General features: G+C 37.8%; 1 protein-coding gene. It reads right to left on the reverse strand.

Features of this window, described 5'->3' with window-relative positions; genetic code table 11:
* On the reverse strand, positions 1–1207 hold a 1207-nt coding region (locus tag RM519_RS13915), incomplete at its 3' end, for a thrombospondin type 3 repeat-containing protein (protein WP_311594435.1).
* Positions 1208–1228 lie beyond the last annotated feature (21 nt).

The following is a 1228-nucleotide window of genomic DNA, read 5'->3' on the forward strand; positions in this document are numbered from 1 at the left end:
GATCATTTGGACAAGAATCACATACATCACCTATTCCATCTCCATCAATATCCGATTGATCTTCATTCGGTATTTCGATACAGTTATCGGTTGAGTCTGGATGGGAATCTTCATCAGAATTTGGTTCGCTACGTTCAACTCTACATTCATCAAATCCTCTATTAATTGCATCAATAGCCTCATTAATTGCAGCATGACTCGTAATTCCAATGTCTTTACCTGCTAACGCATCATTTGCTAATTCAAATAAGTCCTCAACTGTTGCAACACCCATACCTCCTAATTGATTTATAACACTCATAGGCATTGTAAAAGTCTCTGTTTTGAAGTATGATTCTCCCGTTCCACATCCTTTTGCTGCTGAAGTATAGAATTCATTATCTAACTTCCATAACGCCAAGGCCCCATTTAATTCTATATTAAAGAATAACGTTACGGTTTGAGATAACAATACGTTATTAAACTTACCATTATATGTGTTTATTCCTGGTTTTAAGGCTCGAGGCTTACCACCTCCAGGCAACCATTTAAACAAGTTTCCATTTGTAGCATCTGCTTTAATAATAGTGAAATATCCTGAACCTGCATCCATACTACCAAAAACTTGAGTTCCGCCAACATTACATAATGCTTGATTCATCATAAATTCTGCATCAACTCGTTCCTCTTCTAGTGGTGCGCATCCAAGTCCGCCTTCATTACCATAAAAACCTTGAGTGTAAGAGCAATAGTCAATACAAGATTCCACAGAAATAGTAATCATGTCGGAAGCGGTACAACCTTCAATATTTGTAACGTCATACATTATTTCAACGTCACCTTCTCCCGCAACGGAAGGATCAAACATACCATTCGCATCAACTCCATTTCCGCTCCAAGTTCCTCCTTGAGGACTACCTACTAACTGAAATGGTGCATCCGTAGAGCAAACAGCATCAACTGGAGTAATTGAAACCTCTGGCAAACCATTTATTTTAACCGTAAATGGACTAACAGTATAACAATTATTCACATTAACCGTCAATGCCCAAAAATTATAAACTCCTGGCAAGATAGGTCCCTGATCTGCAACTGCATTTACACCATTCACATTCACAAGACCTTCAGCATTAAAGAAATATGTAGAAATACCATTATTCGCAGTGGCAAAGGAACTCAAAGTATTGATATTCGGCAAATTATCTTCACAAAACTCTGGACTACTCATTGTTAAAACTGGTTGCGGATA

This window comes from Urechidicola vernalis (genome assembly GCF_031846385.1).
Classification (GTDB): Bacteria; Bacteroidota; Bacteroidia; order Flavobacteriales; family Flavobacteriaceae; genus Urechidicola; species Urechidicola vernalis.